This is a genomic window from Lysobacter sp. (genome assembly GCF_035655815.1).
GTDB lineage: Bacteria > Pseudomonadota > Gammaproteobacteria > Xanthomonadales > Xanthomonadaceae > Lysobacter_J.
Genome location: NZ_DASRTS010000055.1, coordinates 109,385 through 129,064 on the forward strand (window position 1 = coordinate 109,385; position 19,680 = coordinate 129,064).

The 19,680-nt window shown below is 67.2% G+C and carries 19 protein-coding genes; 8 read left to right on the forward strand and 11 right to left on the reverse strand.

The annotated features are described in order from the left end of the window. Window positions 1–125 precede the first annotated feature (125 nt). On the forward strand, window positions 126–3,650 hold the full coding sequence (locus VFE83_RS14960; RefSeq protein WP_324907544.1) for a ligand-binding sensor domain-containing protein: 3,525 nt from the start codon (window positions 126–128) through the stop codon (window positions 3,648–3,650). Between the two features lie 398 nt (window positions 3,651–4,048). Here VFE83_RS14960 and VFE83_RS14965 read toward each other — a convergent pair whose 3' ends face one another. The 6 genes from VFE83_RS14965 to VFE83_RS14990 form a co-directional block, all read right to left on the reverse strand. After that, window positions 4,049–4,303 carry a hypothetical protein gene (locus VFE83_RS14965; protein ID WP_324907546.1) on the reverse strand — a complete coding sequence of 85 codons (255 nt, stop codon included), beginning with the start codon at window positions 4,301–4,303 and terminating at the stop codon, window positions 4,049–4,051. A gap of 493 nt (window positions 4,304–4,796) precedes the next feature. Next, window positions 4,797–5,870 carry a uroporphyrinogen decarboxylase gene (gene hemE / locus VFE83_RS14970; RefSeq protein WP_324907548.1) on the reverse strand — a complete coding sequence of 358 codons (1,074 nt, stop codon included), beginning with the start codon at window positions 5,868–5,870 and terminating at the stop codon, window positions 4,797–4,799. A gap of 126 nt (window positions 5,871–5,996) precedes the next feature. After that, window positions 5,997–6,251 (reverse strand): WGR domain-containing protein, encoded by a 255-nt coding sequence (locus tag VFE83_RS14975; protein WP_324907550.1) that lies wholly within the window; start codon window positions 6,249–6,251, stop codon window positions 5,997–5,999. Between the two features lie 59 nt (window positions 6,252–6,310). After that, window positions 6,311–7,417, reverse strand: a complete 1,107-nt coding sequence (gene aroB / locus VFE83_RS14980) for a 3-dehydroquinate synthase (protein ID WP_324907552.1) — start codon at window positions 7,415–7,417, stop codon at window positions 6,311–6,313. Further along, entirely contained in the window at window positions 7,414–7,995 is a 582-nt protein-coding gene (locus VFE83_RS14985; protein WP_324907554.1) for a shikimate kinase, read from the reverse strand. The genes aroB and VFE83_RS14985 overlap by 4 nt, the downstream gene beginning before the upstream one ends. A 43-nt stretch (window positions 7,996–8,038) precedes the next feature. Continuing rightward, window positions 8,039–8,851, reverse strand: coding sequence for a kinase (locus VFE83_RS14990; protein WP_324907556.1), 813 nt, complete (start codon window positions 8,849–8,851; stop codon window positions 8,039–8,041). A 17-nt stretch (window positions 8,852–8,868) separates the two neighbouring features. Between VFE83_RS14990 and pdxH the strand changes: the two genes are divergently transcribed. From pdxH to VFE83_RS15005, 3 genes are read left to right on the forward strand one after another with little or no spacing between them, the layout of a single operon-like run. Beyond that, on the forward strand, window positions 8,869–9,471 hold the full coding sequence (pdxH, locus tag VFE83_RS14995; protein WP_324907558.1) for a pyridoxamine 5'-phosphate oxidase: 603 nt from the start codon (window positions 8,869–8,871) through the stop codon (window positions 9,469–9,471). 53 nt (window positions 9,472–9,524) lie between these two features. Beyond that, a complete protein-coding gene (aac(6'), locus tag VFE83_RS15000; protein ID WP_414674762.1) occupies window positions 9,525–9,917 on the forward strand; it encodes an aminoglycoside 6'-N-acetyltransferase in 393 nt (130 codons plus the stop codon). Continuing rightward, complete coding sequence (locus VFE83_RS15005; RefSeq protein WP_324907562.1) at window positions 9,914–10,714, forward strand: cobalamin-binding protein; 801 nt, start codon at window positions 9,914–9,916, stop codon at window positions 10,712–10,714. The genes aac(6') and VFE83_RS15005 overlap by 4 nt, the downstream gene beginning before the upstream one ends. 577 nt (window positions 10,715–11,291) lie before the next feature. Here the strand turns inward: VFE83_RS15005 and VFE83_RS15010 are convergent. Genes VFE83_RS15010 through VFE83_RS15020 form a run of 3 tightly spaced genes read right to left on the reverse strand, consistent with a single transcriptional unit; the run spans window position 11,292 to window position 13,409 of the window. After that, window positions 11,292–11,765, reverse strand: a complete 474-nt coding sequence (locus VFE83_RS15010) for a DUF4426 domain-containing protein (RefSeq protein WP_324907564.1) — start codon at window positions 11,763–11,765, stop codon at window positions 11,292–11,294. Between the two features lie 17 nt (window positions 11,766–11,782). Then, entirely contained in the window at window positions 11,783–12,634 is an 852-nt protein-coding gene (gene proC / locus VFE83_RS15015) for a pyrroline-5-carboxylate reductase (RefSeq protein WP_324907566.1), read from the reverse strand. A 58-nt stretch (window positions 12,635–12,692) separates the two neighbouring features. Then, on the reverse strand, window positions 12,693–13,409 hold the full coding sequence (locus tag VFE83_RS15020) for a YggS family pyridoxal phosphate-dependent enzyme (RefSeq protein ID WP_324907568.1): 717 nt from the start codon (window positions 13,407–13,409) through the stop codon (window positions 12,693–12,695). A 110-nt stretch (window positions 13,410–13,519) separates the two neighbouring features. Between VFE83_RS15020 and VFE83_RS15025 the strand changes: the two genes are divergently transcribed. The 4 genes from VFE83_RS15025 to VFE83_RS15040 all read left to right on the forward strand — a co-directional run bounded on the left by VFE83_RS15025 (window position 13,520) and on the right by VFE83_RS15040 (window position 17,096). Continuing rightward, complete coding sequence (locus tag VFE83_RS15025) at window positions 13,520–14,557, forward strand: type IV pilus twitching motility protein PilT (protein ID WP_324907570.1); 1,038 nt, start codon at window positions 13,520–13,522, stop codon at window positions 14,555–14,557. Window positions 14,558–14,655: 98 nt separating this feature from the next. Then, window positions 14,656–15,822 (forward strand): PilT/PilU family type 4a pilus ATPase, encoded by a 1,167-nt coding sequence (locus tag VFE83_RS15030; RefSeq protein WP_324907572.1) that lies wholly within the window; start codon window positions 14,656–14,658, stop codon window positions 15,820–15,822. A 291-nt stretch (window positions 15,823–16,113) separates the two neighbouring features. Then, complete coding sequence (locus tag VFE83_RS15035; protein ID WP_324907574.1) at window positions 16,114–16,641, forward strand: hypothetical protein; 528 nt, start codon at window positions 16,114–16,116, stop codon at window positions 16,639–16,641. Between the two features lie 8 nt (window positions 16,642–16,649). Continuing rightward, window positions 16,650–17,096, forward strand: coding sequence for a DUF421 domain-containing protein (locus tag VFE83_RS15040; RefSeq protein ID WP_324907576.1), 447 nt, complete (start codon window positions 16,650–16,652; stop codon window positions 17,094–17,096). A gap of 13 nt (window positions 17,097–17,109) precedes the next feature. Here VFE83_RS15040 and VFE83_RS15045 read toward each other — a convergent pair whose 3' ends face one another. Beyond that, a complete protein-coding gene (locus VFE83_RS15045; RefSeq protein ID WP_324907705.1) occupies window positions 17,110–17,679 on the reverse strand; it encodes a DNA-3-methyladenine glycosylase I in 570 nt (189 codons plus the stop codon). Between the two features lie 270 nt (window positions 17,680–17,949). Next, window positions 17,950–19,647 carry a dipeptidyl-peptidase 3 family protein gene (locus VFE83_RS15050; protein WP_324907578.1) on the reverse strand — a complete coding sequence of 566 codons (1,698 nt, stop codon included), beginning with the start codon at window positions 19,645–19,647 and terminating at the stop codon, window positions 17,950–17,952. Window positions 19,648–19,680: the final 33 nt, after the last annotated feature.

The following is a 19,680-nucleotide window of genomic DNA, read 5'->3' on the forward strand; positions in this document are numbered from 1 at the left end:
CTCTTGCCAGCGGCTGGCGCTTGCCCGAGCCTAGCGCGGGCATGCTTTCCCGCGGGGAAGGCGCTGTATTGCACGGACGGGCTGTCGCGGCCTCCGTCACGATCCGGAAGGGGCGGTTCGACGTCATGCTGGCAAGGGCGATCCTGTGTTGCGTACTGCTGTTCTCGATGGCTTGGCCACTGCGGGCCGCGATGCCAGAGACGCCGCGCCTGCGCCAGATCACCGTGGCCGACGGGCTGCCCTCCAACCGCATCAACGGCATCACGGAAGACCGCAACGGGTACCTGTGGATCGCCACCAGCGATGGTCTGGCCCGCTACGACGGCATCGGCTTCCGCGTCTGGCGCGCGGAGCAGGGCCTGCGCGACAGCTTCGTCTGGGCCGTGCACGTGGATGCGGCCAACCGCGTGTGGGTGGCGACGGCCGAAGCCGGGCTCGCGATGCTCGATGTCGAGCGCAAGCACTTCCGCTACTACAACCGCGCCAACACGCCCGCCATGGGTAGCGACACCATCTGGACGGTCACGTCCACCCGCGACGGCGCGGTGTGGTTCGGCACGCCGTTCGGCGGCCTGCATCGCCTTGACCCGCAGGGACGCATCACCCGTTTCATGCCGCGCGAGGGCGACGTTCGCAGCCTGCCGCACGCCGAGGTCAGCCAGCTCACGGTCGCGCCTGACGGCACGCTGTGGGTGGGGACCAAGGGGGGCGTCGCGCGCTGGACCGGACGCGATTTCGAACGCGTGCCCGATGGCGCGCTGGCCTCGCCCCGCATCAACGGCATCACCGCCGACCGCGACGGCACGCTCTGGTTCGCCACGCCCGACGGCGTGGGCGTGCGGCGCGCCGACGGTTCGTATTCCGCGACGCCATGGACCGATGCCGGCATGCGCGACACCATCCTGCACGTGCTGTTGCGCGATCGCGGTGGCATGTACTGGTTCGACGTGCCTCAGGGGCTGGGACGCGACAACGGCGGCCGGATGAGCGTGGTGCCGCTGTACAGCGGCAGTGCGCAGGGGCTGGTGCGTCCCTCGTGGGTCGGCGCGTACGAGGACCGCGAAGGCGGCCTGTGGTTCGCCAGCAGCAGCAACGGCCTGTGGTATCTGGCCGGCAACTGGCGCCAGTTCGCGGTGCTGTCGCGACGACTGGACGACACCGCCTCGCTGGCCAACGCGCATGTGCGCGGCATCGCTCCGGCCGCGAACGGCGACATGTGGCTGGTGGGCACCGGCGGCGTGCTCGACCGGTTCGATCCCGATAGCGGATCGGTGCGCCACGTGGCGCAGGGCGTGGGCCATCGCTACGTGCTTGCCGACGTGGTCGAGGACGACCGCGGCGCGGTATGGGTGAGCTACATCGGTGGACTGGCGCGCGTGGATCCCGTCACCGGTGCGGTGCGACGCTGGGAAGAAGGCGACGGGCGCGACGCACCGCCGGCCGGCGAAGCGAAGCTCGTGCAGACGGCCGACGGCATGCTGTGGCTGGCGACCGAGGACGGCGAACTGCAGATGCGCGACCTCGATGGCCGCGTGTTCGAGCGGCTGCATCCGGGCCAGGGCACGGGCCTGCCGGAAGGCGTGTTCATCGAGCAGATCGCGCGCGGGCCCGACGGCGCGCTATGGGTCTCCGGTACTCACGGACTGTCGCGCTGGAACCGCCAGGTGCGCCGCTTCGAACCGATCGACGGGCTTTCGGGCGAACGCATCTACGGGTTCGCGATCGATCGGCAGGGGCGTGTCTGGGTAGCGCGGCTCGGCAAGGTCGAGGCATGGCGGTGGCAGGGCCCGGCGCTGCATCGTGAGTTGCTGCTGGATGCGGAAGCAGGCGTGCCGCTGATGGCGCCCGCCGGCATCACGGTCGATGCCGCGGGCATCGTCTGGCTGACCAGCGTGCGCGGCATCATGCGCATCGATCCGGAAGCGCGTTCCACGCGCGTCTATGGCGTGCGCGACGGGTTGCCCAGCCAGGAATTCGACGCGCAGCCCAAGGTGCGTCCGCGCGATGGCCGCATCCTGGTCGGTTCGCCCGACGGGCTGGTGATGTTCGACCCGGCCAACGTGCGGCCGGGCACGCAGGCGCCGCATCTGGTGGTGGAGAGCATCGAGGCGCGGCGCGGCGACCAGCGCGTCGCGTTCGATCCGTCGCAACCATTCCGCATCGAGCACGACGACCGCGACCTGCGCATCGTCGCGCGCCTGCTCTCGTTCAACGACGCGCGCAACAACGTGTACCGGTTCCGCCTGCTGGGATACGACCCGCAATGGGTGTCGGTGGACTCCGCCGGCGAGCGCGTGTTCTCGCAGCTGCAGCCCGGCGAGTACCGGCTGCAGGTGTCCGCACGCGCGGCCGACCACGTGTGGTCGGTGCCGCAGACGATCTCCTTCAGTGTCGCGCCACCGTGGTGGCAGACCTGGGGCGCCATCGCCGGCTTCATCGGCCTCGCGCTGCTGCTGGTGTGGTGGTGGGCCGATGCCTATCGCAGGCGGCTCAAGCGCCGCCACGCGTGGCAGCTGGCCCAGCACGAACGCGAGGTCGCCAAGGAAGCATCGCTGGCCAAGACGCGCTTCCTCGCCACGCTGGGGCACGAAGTGCGTACGCCCATGACCGGTGTGCTGGGCATGAGCGAGCTGCTGCTCGACACGCCGCTCGATGCGCAGCAACGCGGTTATGTCGATTCGATCCGTCGCGCCGGCCGGCATCTGCTGCGGCTGGTCAACGACGCACTGGACCTGGCGCGCATCGAGTCCGGGCGTCTGGAACTCGCCGACGAAGCGTTCGACCTGCGCACGGTGGTCGACGAGGCCGCATCGCTGATGGCGCCGCTCGCGCGCAAGCGCGGTCTCGCGTTCGTGATCGACGTGGCGCCCGATGCGCCCGCCGGCCTACGTGGCGACGTCAACCGCGTTTGCCAGGTCCTGCTGAACCTGCTCGGCAACGCCATCAAGTTCACCTCCGAGGGACTGGTGTCGCTGCGCGTGTCGGCGATGGAGCCGAACGGCGTGCGGTTCGAGATCGCCGATACCGGCCCCGGCCTGAACGAGGAGCAGCAGGCGCGCCTATTCCGCCGTTTCGAGCAGGCCGAGGGCGCGCGCACGGCGGCGCGCTACGGCGGCAGCGGACTGGGCCTGGCGATCTGCCAGGAACTCGCCGCGGCGATGGGCGGCACGATCCGCGTCGACAGTGCGCCGGGACAGGGCGCGCGATTCATCGTCGAGTTGCCGCTGGAAACCGCGGCGCCAAGCGTCGCACGCGACCGCGGCGAGGCGCTGCTGGCCCGCCGCAGCGGTCCGCTGTCGCTGTTGCTGGTGGAAGACGACCCGACGGTCGCCGAAGTCATCGCCGGCCTGCTGCGCGCGCAGGGACACCGTGTCACGCACGTGGGCCATGGCCTGGCTGCCATGGCGGAAGCGGCGACGGGTACTTTCGATGCGGCGCTGCTCGATCTCGACCTGCCCGGCATGGACGGCCTGGCGCTGGCCGAGCAACTGCGCCTGCAGGGTTTCGATCGGCCGCTGCTGGCGATCACTGCCCGCGCGGATGCCGATGCGGAGCCGCAGGCGATGGCCGCCGGGTTCAAGGGCTTCCTGCGCAAGCCGGTGACGGGCGCGATGCTGGCGGGTTTGCTGGAGGGTGTGCCGAGGCGGTAGCGGGTGAAGCTTTTCCGGTGCTTCCGCGAGCGCAGCGCCTTTGTCTTTCGCTCTCTCGCATACCCGCGAAGGTGGGAGCGGCGATGTTGCCCTTCGCTTCTGTTCGTCATCCCGGCGAAAGCCGGGATCCATTTTGCCGTTGCTTCTGCTCGTCTGCGGTTGCTCTTGCTCGTCATCCCCGCGAAGGCGGGGATCCATGGACTTTTCACGCTTTACCGGTGTCGCGCAGTCGCGATGTTCACGCTCTTCCGTCGTCATCGAGCGAAGGCGGGTTCATTTGCTGTTTCCCTTGGCCCGTCATCCCTGCGAAGGCGGGGATCCATGGACCTTTCACGCCTTACCGGCTTTCCGTCAGAAGCGGAAGAGCCACAGCTTCCGTCCGTCTAAAGCCGGCCGGGTCACTTTTCTTTGCTGACCCAAAGAAAAGTAACCAAAAGAAAGGGTCTTCCCCGACACAGCAATCCCATGACCGGAAGGGGAATCGGTGCCTTCGCGAGTCGGCATCCTGCCTCCGCGCTCAGCAGCGCACGTCCTGTGCGCTGCCCTTCGGGGCTTGAATTTGTGCTTGGCTGTTCAACAGCAACAGCAACAGCAACAGCAACAGCACAGCTAGGCATCAGCAACTCGACAACGTTTCCGCGTTTGATCGTCATTCCCGCGAAGGCGGGAATCCATGGACTTTTCACGCTTTACTGTTGCGCTGTCAGAAGCAACAGCCAAAGCTTCCGTCCGTCTAAAGCCGGCCGGGTCACTTTTCTTTGCTGACCCAAAGAAAAGTAACCCAAAGAAAGGGTCTTCCCTGACGAAGCAATCCCACGATCGGAGAGGAAGTAGGCGCCCCGCAAGTCGGCATCCATGCCTCCTTGCTCAGCGCCGCACATCCCTGTGCGGCGCCCTCCGGGTCTAGAGGCGCGCTCGGCTGTTCACAGCAACAGCAACAGCGAGGCATCAGCAACCCGACAACGTTTCCGCGTTTGATCGTCATCCCCGCGAAAGCCGGGATAAAAGTGACCCGGCTGGCTTTAGACGGACGGAAGCTTTGGCTCTTTCGTTGCGGACACGCGAACGGTAAAGCGTGAAAGTCCCTGGATTCCCGCCTTCGCGGGAATGACGAGCAAGAGAAACATTACCTCGTCGCCCATCCCCTCAACGCGCACTCAGCTCATGCACCGCCTGCACCAGGGCCGCGACATGGTCGGGGCTCATGTCGGGCGACATGCCGTGGCCGAGGTTGAAGACGTGGCCTTCGCGGGAGCCGCCGTTGCCTGCGGCGTAATCGTCCAGGGCGCGGCCGACTTCGCGGCGGATGGCATCGGGCTGTGCATACAGCGTCACCGGGTCGAGGTTGCCCTGCAGCGCGACCTTGCCGCCGGTGCGGCGGGCGGCGTCGCCCAGGCCGACGGTCCAGTCGACGCCGACTGCCTCGGCGCCGGTCGCCGCAAGTTCCTCCAGGTACGCGCCATTGCCCTTGCCGAACAGGATCAGCGGGGCGTTCTCGTTGCCGCGCGGCAGGGCCTGTGCGATGCGGGCCAGGTAGCGCAGCGAGAATTCGCGGTACATCGACGGCGACAGCACGCCGCCCCACGTGTCGAACACCTGCAAGGCCTGCGCGCCGGCCTGGCGCTGTGCATCCAGGTACGCGATCACCGCGTCGGTGACCACTTCCAGCAGCTTGTGCATCGCGGCCGGATCGTTGAGGGCCAGCGACTTCACCTTGGAGAAGTTGTCGCTGCCGCCGCCTTCGACCATGTAGCAGGCCAGCGTCCACGGACTGCCGGAAAAGCCGATCAGCGGCACCGAGCCGTCCAGTTCGCGACGGATCGTGCGCACCGCGTCGGTCACGTAGCGCAGCTCACGGTCCATGTCGGGCACCGCCAGCTTCGCGATGTCCTCGTAGGTGCGCACGGGACGCTCGAACTTGGGGCCTTCGCCCTCGACGAAGTACAGGCCCAGGCCCATCGCGTCGGGCACGGTGAGGATGTCCGAGAACAGGATCGCCGCGTCGAGCGGAAAGCGGCGCAGCGGCTGCAGCGTGACCTCGCAGGCCAGCTCGGGATTCTTGGCCATGCCCAGGAAACTGCCCGCGGCGGCACGCGTGGCGCGGTACTCCGGCAGATAGCGACCGGCTTGGCGCATCAGCCACACCGGCGTATGGTCCACGGGCTCGCGGCGCAGGGCGCGCAGGAAACGGTCGTTCTTCAGGGGCGTGGCGGAGCTCATCGTGATCCTTGGCGCGTGGGGCGCCGTGGGGCGCGGGGGGACGGGGCGGCATTATCGCGGCTGGCGCCGCAGCTGGACCGACGCGCCCGGCCGTGCACGCGCATCGGACTGTTGCGCGGGCGGCGTTTACTTCGGTGCGTCCGCGCCCTGCACGAACATCAGCTGGAACCCGCGCTTGAGTTGCTGGTCGCGCGCCGATTCCAGCGCGGCCAGCGCACTGGCGTGATCGAGGAACTGCTCTCGCCGCAGCGTGCTGCGGCCGCCGATCTGCCCGCTTTCGCGCACCAGCGTCCAGCCGCCCAGAAGGTCGGGCTGCAGCATCAGTTGGACGAAGCGCGGGGCCTCGCGGCCGTCGGGCCGTTGTTGCAGAAGCAGTCGCATGGGGCCGCCATTCTACGAGGACTGGCGCAGCGGGGCGAAAAGAGGCCGCGACGGCGGCCTTAGCACGCCCGCAGTACCGCCAGCACCTGTTCGTCTGGCACGCCGCTGACCACTTTCGCCTGGCCTGCCCGGTCCCACAGAATGAAGCGCAAACCACCCGCATCGGCCTTCTTGTCCAGGCGCATGCGCGAGAGCAGGGCGTCGGGTTCCAGTCCGTCCGGCACCGTGGTTGGCAAACCGAGCCGCTGCAGCAGGTGCGCGAGGCGCTCGGCATCGGTGGCTGGAGCACGACCCAGTGCAGCCGAGAGGCGTGCGGCCAGCACCATGCCCACGGCGACGGCCTCACCATGGTTCAGCGCGTCGCTGCCCGCGCCGGAATAGCCCTGTTCCGCCTCGATGGCGTGGCCGAAGGTGTGGCCGAAATTCAGAAGCGCGCGCTCGCCGTGCTCGTACGGGTCGCGCGAGACCACCTCGGCCTTGTAATGGCACGAGCGGGCGATCGCCTCAGCCAGCACCGCGTCCTGGCCCGACAGCAGCGAGGCGGCATTCGCCTCCAGCCAGGTCAGGAAATCCGCTTCGAAAATGGCCCCGTACTTGACCACCTCGGCCAGCCCGGCGCGCAGTTCGCGCGGCGGCAGCGTACGCAGCGTGGTGGTGTCGGCGATCACCGCGCGCGGCGGATGGAACGCACCGACCAGGTTCTTGCCGGCGGGCAGGTCCACAGCGGTCTTGCCGCCGACGGACGAGTCCACCATCGCCAGCAGCGTGGTGGGCACCTGGACCACGTCGACACCCCGCATCCAGCAGGCCGCGGCGAAGCCGGCCAGGTCGCCGACCACGCCGCCACCCAATGCGACGACCGCCGCATCGCGCGTCGCGCCGAGCGTCGCCAGCGCGTCCAGGCACTGGCAGAACCGCGCCAGCGTCTTTTCCTGCTCGCCCGGCGGCAGCACGAAGCGCTCGATCTTCAGCGCCGGCCGCGCCTTGCGCAGCGTGGCTTCCACTCGTTCGGCGTACAGCGGCGCCACGTGCTCGTCGCTGACGATTAGCGCGTGCTTGCCGCGCAGGGCATGCGCGAACAGGCCGGCCTCGTCCAGCAGGCCGGGGCCGATGCAGATGTCGTAGCGGGCCTCGCCGTCGACCTTGACGGTGCGCATCGTGCTCATGTGGTTTCCGTCCGGATCATGCGTGCCTCGGCGGGCGCGTGGGTCGCATCGGTGCGCTGCCACTGTGTGGTCAGTTGCTGCGCGAGCCGCATCGCGGCCTCCTGGCTGTTGCACGCATCGGTGTCGAAGTACAGGTCCGCCACTTCGCGGTACAGCGGCGCGCGAAGCTCGGACAGCGTACGCAGCACGTCCTCGCGATCGCCGCGTGCCAGCAGCGGCCGGCTGCGGTCGCGCGCAAGCCGCTCCAGCTGCTGCGGCACGCTGACGTGCAGGTGTACGACGAAACCGCGTTCGCGCAGCAGCCTGCGATTGTCGGCATCGAGCACCGCGCCGCCGCCGGTGGCCACGACCAGGCCGTCCTCGCGCACCAGGGTGGCCAGCGCCGCACGCTCGCGCGCACGGAAACCCGCTTCGCCTTCGTGCTCGAAGATGGTGTTGATGCTGGTGCCCGCCTGCTGCTCGATCTCGCGGTCGGCATCCACCAGGCGCAGGCCGAAGTGCTCGGCCAGGCGCTTGCCGATGCAGGTCTTTCCAGCGCCCATCGGGCCGACCAGGATCAGGTTGGAGGCGGGGTTCATGAGGCGATTGTAGCCAGCCGCGCTGCATGGGCGGCGTGTGTCTTCAGCTACGCGGACGGCGTTCGTCGTCCAGCGGCAGGGTCCACTCCGCGATGCCCGGCAGGCAGCGCAACGCCTGCCGGCTCACCCGCTCGAACAGCTGGACGAACCGTTCCACGCCGGCACGGTCCATGCCGTGCGGATTGCGGGTGGCGCGGGCCTGCAGCGCCGCCTCCTGCTGCCAGCGCCAGCGTGGCACCGACTCGAAGCCCGGCGGCTGCAGGAACAGCATGCGGTCCAGTCGCGACCACAGCGCCGGGTAGTCGCTGGCAAGCGCATCGTTGCAGTGGCGACGCCACCTGCCGTCCGCATCCTCGTCGCGTTCGACGCTGTTGATCGGTTCGCGCAACTCGTCGGCGGCCTGCGCGGGCGTCTTCAGGAACCAGCCTTCCAGCAGGACCAGGTCGGTGCCGCGTACCGTCGGCCAGCGTGAGGGCGGCAGGCGCGTGTCGGCGAGCTTGTCGAAGCGTGGCAGGCGAACCGGCGCGCCTTCGCGCAGGGCATCCAGCGTGTGGCAGGCGAGCGGGACCTCGTGCGTACCCGGCGGCCCGCGCGTGGCCAACAGCGGGTGCACGTGGCGCGCCAGGCGCTGGCGCTCACGCCGGCCCAGGTAGAAGTCGTCGATGGACAGCACCGCCACGCGCAAGCCGCGCGACTGCGCCAGCGCCGCGACCTGCGCCGCGAGCGTCGATTTCCCGGAGCCCTGCAGGCCGGCGATGGCGTGGACGCGACTGCCGTGCGCGAGTGCGTCGTCGAGCACGCGGCCCACCAGCGCCGCATCGAAGCCCGGCATGGATGGATGCAGTCGTGGCGACATCGGCCCACAATAGCGCAATGGACACGCCCGACCTGTTGAAAGAAGCCCTCGCCACGTTCGATGCGCTGTTCGACGAAGCGCAACGTGCCGGTGAGCCCGACCGCACCGCGATGACGCTGGCCACCGCCAGTCTCGACGCACGTCCTTCCGCGCGTGTCGTGCTGCTCAAGGCGCACGACGAGCGTGGCTTCGTGTTCTACACGCACCTGGACGGACGCAAGGGCCGCGAACTGCAGGCCAATCCGTACGCGGCCCTGCTGTTCCACTGGCCACGCGTGCGCAACGGCGTGCAGGTGCGGGTGGAAGGCGCGGTGGAAATCGTCAACGACGATGAAGCCGATGCCTACTTCGCCTCGCGCCCACGCGGCAGCCAGCTCGGTGCCTGGGCATCCAAGCAGTCCGAAACGCTGGAATCGCGACAGATCTTCGAACAGCGCCTGGCACAGGCCGAGCAGGAATTCGAAGGGCGCGATGTGCCGCGCCCGCCACGCTGGACCGGTCTGCGCGTGCGGCCGGACGCGATCGAGTTCTGGTACGGCGCGGACTTCCGCCTGCACGAGCGCCAGCACTACGAGCGTGATGTCGCAGGCGAATGGCAGCGCCGGATGCTGTTCCCGTGAGTTTCGCGGGCGTGCGTCGCGCCGGTGCGGCCGATCTGCCGGCCTGGAACGCGATGCGCGTGGCGCTGTGGCCCGACGCCGACGACACGCCGGAGCAGCTGCTCGCACAATTGGCGCGCGACGATGCCGGCGTGTGGCTGGGGTTCTGCACGAACGGTGAAACGGTCGGCTTCGCCGAGGCGAGCATCCGCCGCGACTACGTCAACGGCACAGGGACATCGCCGGTGGGCTTTCTGGAAGGGCTCTACGTCGAGCCGGTCTGGCGGCGGAGCGGTGTTGGTCGCGCGCTGGTGGAAGCCGTCGAGCAATGGACGCTCCAGCAGGGCTGCAGCGAACTCGCATCCGATGCGCTGATCGACAACACGGCCAGCCATGCCGCGCATGCGGCGTACGGCTTCGAGGAAACCGAGCGCGTCGTGTATTTCCGCAAGCAGGTCGGCCCATGAAGCACGGTCCGCAGCGCATCGTCTGTCTCACCGAAGAGCCCACCGAAACGCTGTACGCGCTGGGCGAACAGCACCGTATCGTCGGCATCAGCGGCTTCACCGTGCGTCCACCGGCGGCGCGCAGGGAGAAACCCAAGGTCAGCGCGTTCACCAGCGCGAAGATCGGCGAGATCCTCAAGCTGCGCCCGGATTTCGTCATCGGCTTTTCCGACATCCAGGCCGAGATCGCCGGCGAACTGATCCGCCACGGCGTGGAAGTGTGGATCAGCAACCACCGCAGCGTGGACGGCATCCTCGACTATGTTCGTCGGCTGGGGGCGCTGGTCGGCGCGGCGGAGCGCGCCAAGGAGTACGCGGACGAGTTGCGCCGTGGGCTCGATGACATCGCCGCACAAGCGGCCACGCTGTCGCGCCGGCCGAAGGTGTACTTCGAGGAATGGGACGAACCGCTGATCAGCGGCATCCAGTGGGTGGCCGAACTGGTCCGCATCGCCGGCGGCGACGACATCTTCCCCGAACGCGCCGCCGAGTCGCTGGCGAAGCAGCGCATTCTGGAAGACCCCGGCGAAGTGGTGCGCCGCGCACCCGACATCATCCTGGGCTCCTGGTGCGGCAAGAAGTTCCGTCCGCAGAAGGTCGCCGCGCGCGAGGGCTGGGCGTCGATCCCGGCCGTGCGCGACGGCGAACTTCACGAGATCAAGTCGCCGATCATCCTGCAGCCGGGCCCTGCGGCGCTGACGGATGGGGTGCGGGAGATTGCGGCGGTGATTCGGCAGTGGGCGCAGCGGCAGGGGTGAGGGTGGCGGGCTGATCAACTGAAGAGTTCATCACGCGAAGGCGCTTTGCTTTCCGTCGTCATGTTGCCTTGCACTGCCCTGGTGGTCGTTGCTGTTGCTGTTGCTGTTGCTGTTGAACAGCCAAGCACAATTCAAGCCCCGGAGGGCAGCGCACAGGACGTGCGCTGCTGAGCGCGGAGGCAGGATGCCGACTCGCGAAGGGCACCTACTCCGTTTCCGGTCGTGGGATTGATTTGTCGGGGAAGACCGTTTCTTTTGGTTACTTTTCTTTGGGTCAGCAAAGAAAAGTGACCCGGCCGGCTTTAGACGGACGGAAGCCTTGGCTCTCGTCGTTCAAGCGCATCGGGAAAGCGTGAAAAGTCCATGGATCCCCGCCTTCGCGGGGATGACGAGCCATAGACGCCCTGTGACCGGAGACCATGCTTTAGCAGTCGTCCGTGAGCGGCAACAGACGACCTTTCCGTCCAGCCGGCAACCAGTCTGGGCCGAGTTCCCCTTCCGCGCAGAAGGCCGCGGACCGGACCTTTTGCCCAGTGCGTCATACCCGCGAGGCGAGCTTCGCGTTACTCAGCCTCCCTCACCGCGGATAAAAATCCCGCGTGAACTGCATCGTCGAGCTCGCGCCGCCGTCGCGCACGACGGTGAGGTCGAAGCGCAGCGTTTCCGGTGGAGAGACTTCGACCGTGCCGACGTAGTCCAGCAGCTCGCCGCTACGCAGTTCACGCATGGCGATGTCCTGGCGGCGGCCGCGCAGGTCGGAGACGGTGGCGGTGATGCGCGCGGGCAGGGCGACTTCCTGGGCGTCGCTGCCCTGGCGCACGCCGATCAGCAGCATCACGGTGCTGTCGGCGCGCGTGATGCCGTACTGGGTGGCGACCTGCTCGCTCAGCGTGGTGGTAGGCACGGCGGTCGCGCGGATGGTCACGTCGCCGATCCGGCTGACGGCTTCCTGCGCGGTGTCCGATCCGCCACTCGACGGCGGCGGCGCACCGCCGCCTCCGCAGGCGACCAGTGCCAGAGGGAGTAGGGCGGTCAGCAGTCGAATTCGCACGATGGGCTCCGGTGTTCTCAGTCGTTGGCGGCCGACAGTTGGCGGCCGCGCTCGGTGGCGGCCGCGATGGCACGGGCGACGAGGTCGCGGAAGCCGCCGGCCTCGAACGTTTCGATCGCGGCCTGGGTGGTGCCACCGGGCGAGGTCACGCGTGCACGCAGCACATCGGCGGGCTCCTCCAGACGGGTCAGCATCGTGGCCGCGCCGAGCAGGGTCTGCTGGACCAGCGCACGCGATGCCTCCGGCGAGAGCCCCTGCGCGACGCCCGCGGCCTGCATGGCTTCGGCCAGCAGGAAGACGTAGGCGGGACCGCTGCCCGACACGGCGGTGACCGCATCCATGCGAGATTCGTCGTCGATCCACACCGTTGGCCCGACCGCCTCCAGCAGCGCTGCGGCGCGCTCGCGCTGCGCCGCGTCGGTGCGCGGGTTGGCGAACAGTCCCGTGATGCCGACGCCGAGCAGCGCGGGCGTGTTCGGCATCGCGCGGACCACCGGCAGGCCGCCACCCAGCCAGCCGTCGAGCTGTGCCGTGGTGATGCCCGCGGCGATCGAAATGACCAGCGGGCGCTGCGCCTGTGCGAGCGAAGCCAGGCCGGCGCACACCTCGCGCATCACCTGCGGCTTGACCGCGAGCAGCCAGACGCCGGCCCCGGCTGCGGACGTTGCGGCACTGTCGGCGCACTCCACGCCGAAATCGCGCTGCAGCGGGTCGCGCAGTGCCTCGACGGGTTCGGCCACGTGGATGGAGGCAGGCGCCTGTCCGCGCGCGATCAGCCCGCCGATCAGGCTGCGCGCCATGTTGCCGCCGCCGATGAAGGCGATCGTGGCGGGACTCGGGACTCGGGGCTCGGGACTCGGATGGGGCATGGAGGTCGACAAACAACACGAAGGGGATGCGGTGGTGAAGATAGCAACGACGAAAGTCTCAGTCGCCCTTCTCCGGGTCCCGAGTCCCGAGTCCCGGGTCCCGGGTCTTGCGTGCGCCAAACAGCGCCGTGCCGATGCGCACCATCGTCGCGCCCTCGGCGATGGCGATCGCGAAGTCGTCGCTCATGCCCATCGAGAGTGTGTCGACGTCGGGATGTTCCGCGCGCAGCGCCTCGAACAACTGGCGTGTGCGGCGGAAGGCGTCGCGGCGCTGCTCGGGATCGGGATGCGGCGTGGGGATGACCATCAGCCCGCGCAGCTTCAGGCGGGGCTGTGCGGCGATGGCCGTGGCCAGGGCCGCCACGTCGCCGGGCTGGCAGCCGTGCTTGCTGGCCTCGTCGTCGATGTTCACCTGGATCAGGACATTCAGCGGTGGCCGGTCCGGCGCGCGGTGCCCGGCCAGCGCGGCGACCAGCTTGGGCCGGTCCACGGTCTGGACCCAGTCGAACAGCGTGGCGGCTTCCCGCGCCTTGTTGGACTGCAGGTGGCCGATCAGGTGCCACTCCAGCCCCCGGTCGGCCAGCGCCGGCTGCTTGCCGGCGGTCTCTTGGACGTAGTTCTCTCCGAACGCGACCTGGCCTGCGTCGGCCAAATCCGCGACGGCCGTCGCATCCTGGGTCTTGCTGACTGCGAGCAGCCGCGGCACTGGCCTGCCGGCCGCCGCGGCCGCGTTCTGCAACTGGAGCGCGATGTCCTTCAGGGCGCCTGCGCGCACGTCTCAATTCCCGTCGAAAGTGCTGGAAATCCAGCGTGGGGTGACGGCTATACTGCCGTCCGGGGTAGTTCCGTTCCAGTCTTCAGTTCCAGCAGTGCAGGGGAGCACGCATGGATATCGCCGAACTTCTGGCGTTCTCGGTCAAGAACAAAGCATCCGACCTGCACCTTTCCGCCGGCCTGCCGCCCATGATCCGCGTGGACGGCGACGTGCGTCGCATCAACATTCCCGCGCTGGACCACAAGCAGGTGCACGCGCTCGTGTACGACATCATGTCGGACAAGCAGCGCCGCGACTACGAAGAGTTCCTCGAGGTCGACTTCTCGTTCGAGATCCCGGGCCTGGCGCGCTTCCGCGTCAACGCGTTCAACCAGAACCGCGGCGCGGGTGCGGTGTTCCGTACCATTCCGTCGGAAGTGCTGTCGCTGGACGACCTGGGCTGCCCGCCGATCTTCCGCGAACTCATCGACCAGCCGCAGGGCCTGATCCTGGTGACCGGCCCGACCGGTTCGGGCAAGTCCACCACGCTGGCAGCGATGCTCGACCACATCAACAAGAACGAATACGGCCATATCCTCTCGGTCGAGGATCCGATCGAATTCGTGCACACCTCGCAGAAGTGCCTGATCAACCAGCGCGAGGTGCACCGCGACACGCACGGCTTCAACGAGGCACTGCGTTCGGCGCTGCGTGAGGACCCCGACTACATCCTCGTCGGCGAGTTGCGCGACCTGGAAACGATCCGTCTGGCGCTGACCGCCGCGGAAACGGGCCACCTGGTGTTCGGCACGCTGCACACCTCGTCGGCCGCCAAGACTATCGACCGCATCATCGACGTGTTTCCCGCCGGCGAGAAGCCGATGGTGCGCTCGATGCTGTCCGAATCGCTGCGCGCGGTGATCTCGCAGGCGCTGCTGAAGAAGGTCGGCGGCGGCCGTACCGCGGCGTGGGAAATCATGGTCGGCATCCCGGCCATCCGTAACCTGATCCGCGAGGACAAGGTGGCCCAGATGTATTCGGCCATCCAGACCGGCCAGCAGTACGGAATGATGACGCTCGACCAGCATCTGCAGGATCTGGTCAAGCGCGGCCTGATCCTGCGGCCGCAGGCGAAGGAATACGCCAGGGACAAGCGTCTGTTCGAGTAATGCACAAGCCCTCTACCGCGCGCGGTGGAGGATGGGGAATCGGCTGTTTTGCAGTTCACACGCCGTGCGGCGCCTGCCGGCGGCAGGGGAGTTAGCGCATGAGCACCACCAACACGGGTACGCCGGCCGCCGGTAGCGGCAGCATCGACTTCACTTCGTTCCTGAAGCTGATGGCGCATCAGCGCGCCTCGGACCTGTTCATCACCGCTGGCATGCCGCCGTCGATGAAGGTGAACGGCAAGCTCTCCCCGATCACGCAGAATCCGCTGACGCCGCAGCAGAGCCGCGACCTCGTCCTCAACGTGATGACGCCGCAGCAGCGCGAAGAGTTCGAGAAGACCCACGAGTGCAACTTCGCCATCGGCGTGGCCGGCGTAGGCCGCTTCCGCGTGAGCTGCTTCTACCAGCGCAACCAGGTCGGCATGGTCCTGCGTCGCATCGAGACCAAGATTCCGACGGTGGAAGAGTTGAACCTGCCGCCAGTGATCAAGACGCTGGCGATGACCAAGCGCGGCATCATCATCTTCGTCGGCGCCACGGGCACGGGCAAGTCGACCTCGCTCGCGGCGATGATCGGCTACCGCAACCTCAACTCGACCGGCCACATCATCACCATCGAGGACCCCATCGAATTCGTGCACAAGCACGAGGGCTGCATCATCACCCAGCGCGAGGTCGGCATCGACACCGACAGCTGGGAGGCCGCGCTGAAGAACACGCTGCGCCAGGCGCCGGACGTGATCATGATCGGTGAGGTGCGTACCCGCGAGGGCATGGACCACGCGATCGCCTTCGCCGAAACCGGCCACCTGGTGCTGTGCACGCTGCACGCCAACAACGCCAACCAGGCGATGGACCGCATCATCAACTTCTTCCCCGAGGATCGCCGACAGCAGTTGCTGATGGACCTGTCGCTGAACCTCAAGGGCGTGGTCGCACAGCAGCTGATCCCGACGCCGGACGGCAAGAGCCGTCGCGTGGCGATGGAGATCCTGCTGGGCACGCCGCTGGTGCAGGACTACATCCGCGACGGCGAGATCCACAAGCTCAAGGAAGTGATGAAGGAATCCGTGCAACTGGGCATGAAGACCTTCGACCAGGCCCTGTTCGAGCTGTACCAGGCCGGCGAGATCAGCTACGAGGACGCGCTTCGCTACGCCGACTCGCAGAACGAAGTGCGCCTGCGCATCAAGCTGGCGCAGGGCGGCGACGCCAAGACGCTGGCCGCGGGTCTGGACGGCGTGGAAGTGGCCGGACTGCGCTGAGGCCACGTCACGTTGCACCGTAGAAGCCCCGCGCAAGCGGGGCTTTTTCTTTGCGCTGCACATCATTGCGGGCCGCATTCACGAGCAGGCTAGAAATGTGAACGCGGCACTGATTGCTGCGCATCGATGCATTGCGCACGCCCGCTTACACGCCATGTGCACCGAGCTGATGTGATCTTTCATGCCATCCCATCGACGTGGCACGCACATGGCACGAAACGATCTCAACATCCTCCAGGGCGAGCTCGATGTATTGACGGCCACCGCCACATTGCATGCCGGGTGACACGAATGGCCGGCTCAGTACGCACCAAGCGCGAAAAGACGGCGGATGAGAGCGACTTCGCGGACCTGATGCGTCACCACCGCGCCGCGTGGCGCGTCGAGCGCATCGGCTGGACGATCATGGGGCTGCTGTTGGTGGCCACGTTGCTGGGCGCGTTCGGCGATGGTCCGCTCAGTCACGCCCGCAGCGGGTCAGCGCAGGGCCTGTCCGTCGAATACGATCGCCTGCTGCGCTCCAGTGCGCCCTCGTTGTATCGCTTCGAGGCCAGTCCGTCGCTTGCGCGCGATGGAGTCATTCGCCTGCGCTTCGATGGCTCGCTGATCGAGAACATGGAACTGGAGTCCATCGTGCCCGAGCCCGACCAGCAGGAGGCCGGGGCTGGCTTCACCGAGTTCGCGTTCCGCGTCGCCCCCGGCGATACGCCGGCGAGGTTCGATTTCCGGTTCCGGCCCGCCACGTTCGGGCGTCGCGCGGGCGATGTGTCTATTGCAGGTGCGCATGCCGTGCCGATCAACCAGTTCGTCTATCCGTGAGGTGACCCATGGAATCCGTCATTCGCGGCGTCACGGTGTATCTCTTCCTCTGGCTGATCTTCCGCATCTCGGGCAAGCGCACGCTGGCGGAGACATCTCCGTTCGAGCTGGTACTGCTGCTCATCATTTCGGAAGTCACCAACCAGGCGATGGTGGACAGCGATCATTCGATCACCAACTCGTTCCTGCTGATCATGACCCTGGTGGGCATGAGCGTCCTGCTGTCCTTCATCAAGCACCGCTGGCCCGCAGCCAGCCGCATCTTTGAGGGACTGCCGCTGCCTTTGATCCGCAACGGCGAACGGCTGCAGAAGAACATGGACAAGTCGCGCGTGGACGAAGAGGAAATCCTCATGTCCGCACGCCTCAACCAGGGCGTGGAGAAGATGGACGACATCAAGGAAGCGACCGTCGAAAACGACGGCCAGATATCGATCGTCCCGCGTTCGCAGTAAACGGGATGCGCGCTCAGACCTTGCGCCGCCATGCCGGATCGAGCGGTGGCCTGAGCTTGAGGATGCGCTGGTAGGCGGGGCAGTCCTCGCGATGCGCGCCGGGCAGGTAGCCCAGGCTCATCAGGAACTCGTTGGTGATTTCGCCGCCGGTGAAGCGGAAGGTCTTCTTGAAGAGCCTGATCCATCCGGCCTTGTCGCGGCGCTTCCCATGCTCGTCGAGGATGTTCGCGTCCAGCCACTGTGCGAAGCTGCCATGCGGCGCCCGCAGTTGCTGGATCACCTGCGCGTTGTAGATGGCGGCATCCACTTTCAGCCGGTTGCGGATGATCCCGGCGTCGTTGAGCAGGCGTTCGCGATCCTTGTCGCCGTAACTGGCCACCTTGTCGACATCGAAACCGTGGTAAGCGTGATGGAAGCCTTCGCGCTTGCGCAGCATGGTTTCCCAGCTGAGGCCCGCCTGGTTGATCTCCAGGATCAGGCGTTCGAACAGCACAGCTTCGTCGCGCTGCGGAAAGCCGTACTCGGTGTCATGGTAGGGGCCGTGAAGCGGGTGGCCGGGAGCGTAGTCGCAGTAGCCGGACATATCGGTAGAGACGAGGTTCGGGAGCGTTATCGTCATCCCCGCGAAAGCGGGGATCCAGTGACTTTCGTCGGGTGCGACGCTATGAAAGATGGATTCCCGACTTCGCGGGAATGACGGCCGAAAAACATGAAGAAGCAAATGCAAAATGGATCCCGGCTTTCGCCGGGATGACGGGGCAGCAGCTCGCGTAGCCCGGGTAAGGCCGAACGCCGCACCCGGGGCGGTCGCGTTCCCGAGTGCGCTGCGCTTATCCGGGCTACAACAGCATGGTTACTTCCTGCTCGCGAACTCCTGCAACCCCAGCGTCTCCAATCCCTGCTCGAAGCGGATGTCCACCGGGATCTTCGCGTCCTTCAGGCGGGCCAGGTCCGCGGCGAGTTCCGGCTTGATCGTGCCCATGGTCTCGGTCATGCGCTGGGCTTCCGCGTAGTCGCCGTCCCCCTGCACGGTGAGCAGGCTGGCGCTGAGCGCATTCATCGCTTCGCGCATCTTGTCGAAGTCCACGCGATAACGGCCATCGGCGTCGCGTGTGAAGGCGCCGCGCTCGGCGAAGAAGTTGAAGCGCACCATGTTGGCCTTGCCATGCGCGTCGCTGGCGCCAAAGCGCACTGATCGCAGGATGCCAGCGAGGAAGGTGACGTAGCCGTCCATCAGCTTGCTCTCGTCGAGTTCACCCTGGCGGCTCAGCGCGTCGATCATGTACAGGCCCAGGATGTCGGCCTTGCCTTCCTCGAAGCTGGACGCGTATTCCTTCAGCGCTTCGTCGACCGTGCCCTTGCCGTCCAGCGTCTTCTTGATGCCCAGGCCGTGCGCCACTTCATGGAACATCACGTCCTCGAAGAACGCATCGAACGTCACGTGCCTGAGCTGGTCCTTGGCGATCAGCTCGTTGGCGATCGGCACCAGGATGGCGTCGAACTTCGCCTTCATCACGTTTTCCAGCTGCAGGCGTCGCGTGCCCTTGGCCAGCTGCACTTCCTCATCATTGGGCAGGTTGATCGCGATGGTCTTGCCGCCGACGTTGGCGTTGCCACCGTAATACACCACCTGGTACGCGTTGAGGTCCGCGTTGGATCCCGGCATCTCGGCCTTGTATTTCGCGTCCACCGGCAGGCCCTTCTGCAGCGCAGGCAGGAAGCTGGCGAAGCGTGCGAGCTTCCGGCTCCATTCGATGTCCTTGATCAGCACCAGGCCTTCATACGCGGCCTTGTAGCCGAACAACTGATCTTCGTAGGTCTCGATGGGGCCGATGACGATGTCGACCGGGTTCGTCTTCATGTCCATCCAGGCCATGTCGCTGGGGCGGAAATCGTCGTCCAGCAGCGCGTCGGCGCGCATGCGCAGGTAGGCGGCGAAGGACTTGTCGGTGCTCAGCTCGGCGGCCTCGCGCAGCAGCGCGGCGGCGCGCTCCAGTTCGGGCTTGTACGCCACGTGGTAAGGCACGGTGACCAGCTTGCCGTTCTCGCGCCGCAGCAGCGTGTAGTTGGAGGTCTTGTCGGGGAGTGCCGCGGCCTCGAACTCCTCCCTGGTCATGTCCGCCGGATAGAACGGGCCGCCGGGCGGACGCGGTCCCACGCCGTCGATGAAGGGCGCGTCCTCGTTCAGACGATCCCACGGACCGAAGTTGATCTGCGCCAGTTCGCGCGTGGCCGCATCGGGCGCGCGCGCCAGCAGCGCGGCGCGGTCGCCATCCCACGACTGCTTCCAGTAGATGTCGTTCATCACCTCGCTGGCCTCGACCAGCCGGGCGATCATGCGCCGGGTGTTCTCGTCGAAGCGCGAAAGATCGGCCTTCAGTGGCACCACCGCATAGTCGCCGGCGTGGGCCTGCGCATAGCTTTCCTTCGCCGAAGCCGCAGGCTGCGCGGCGGGCGAGGCGGTTTCCTGCGTTGCGGGGCGCTGGCAGGCCGCCAGCGAGAGGACGACAAGGCAGGCCAGTCCGAGCGGACGGAGCGACGGGAGCGGCATGAGGGCGTGGCGGCTGGGGAAAGCCGTCATCCT